The sequence below is a fragment of the Microcoleus sp. B9-D4 genome (assembly GCF_036705105.1).
Classification (GTDB): Bacteria; Cyanobacteriota; Cyanobacteriia; order Cyanobacteriales; family Microcoleaceae; genus Microcoleus.
Genome location: NZ_JAUBTS010000170.1, coordinates 1 through 1,382, shown reverse-complemented (window position 1 = coordinate 1,382; position 1,382 = coordinate 1). Strand labels below are relative to the sequence as shown.

The 1,382-nt window shown below is 41.8% G+C and carries 1 pseudogene; it reads right to left on the bottom strand.

Annotated features, from left to right (window positions below):
• Nucleotides 1-19: 19 nt before the first annotated feature.
• Nucleotides 20-1,280: pseudogene (locus tag QUB24_RS33390) on the bottom strand (ISAs1 family transposase).
• Nucleotides 1,281-1,382 lie beyond the last annotated feature (102 nt).

Below are 1,382 nucleotides of genomic sequence, written 5' to 3'. Positions count from 1 at the left end.
CAGGGTAAGAGCGTCTCAATCATGCTTGACAAAAGGAATCCGAAGAATCTAAGATCTTGTCAATAAAACAAGAACTGATAATTTGAATCAGATAATCATTATCCATAGCTGCCCGTTTCATTTTTTGTCGAAGACTACGTTTGTAAGTAGGTTCGCAGTTGAGGGCATTCAGCGCAATACGTCCTGCGACAGCCAAATTCCGGGGACTGTGGAAAGAGCGAATCCGGCAAGCATCTTCTGCAAAGGTACAATCTAAAGTCCAATGAGCCTGATTTTCAATCCCCCAATGTTTTCGGATGGCTCGACCCAAAAGTTGGGCATCACTATCTAAAGAAGTTAGATAGAATTGCACTTCCCGAGTAGTTTTGTTCCAAAGATGACGCACTCGAACAACCATGACCACACTTTTTAATCCCGCCCATAATCGCGGTTGGTAAAGCTCACCAATGACCGTAATTGGCACCGACCAAACTTGACGGATTTCTCGCCGATGATGACCGGACTCAATCCGTTGCTCATAACTGACATCAATCCCGGAAAATTGCTGTGCAGAAGCTCTCTCAAACCATTCTTTAACCTGATGATGGAGAGTCGGATGATTAGCTTTAAGTGTCAGGACATAATTTCCTTTTTTTTCAATAATCTTTTGAGCAATTTCAGTTTGAGTCCCCATAGCATCAATAGTAATGATAGAATCCGTGATGTCTAGCAACTCTAATAATGCCGGAATAGCCGTGATCTCATTCGATTTATCATCCACTTTCATCTGCGCCAAAACAAGACGTTGTTCAGAAGACCAAGCACTAATAACATGAAGTGCCGATTTGCCTTGATTGCGGTCATAAGAACCTCTAATTGTCTTACCATCAATGGGAATAATTTCTCCTCCTGTCTTAGTGACGAGAGTTTCTACCCATCGTCCAAAGCATCGATTTAATGCTTCTGGGTCAAGGAACTCAAATACTCGACGAAAAGTGTCATCGGAAGGGATGCCATAAGGTAATGCCAAAAACTCTTCTAACCACTTTTTTTTACTAATGCCATAATTCTCGATGTCTTCCCACCCTTGCGCTCCGGCGATGATAGCGAAAATTGCGATTGCTAGGATATCGGTGAGTTGATGTTTCTTAGTTCGCTCGACTCTGGGGTCTTTAATATCTGCAAAATGTGCTAATAAACGGGCGTTGAATATCTTGAATCTCTGCTACTTCCGGGAGCGGTAGTGGAGGAAGAGAGCTTTTTTTGCCAGAGGTAGATTTAATCTCAAAACCCTGAGACATAAAATGTATTCCTAAATATTTTATTGGGTGGCATTGTTGTCATCTCACTTATTTGACTCATTGTCAAGTACAATTTATACCAAATTAGATGAGCTTACCCTG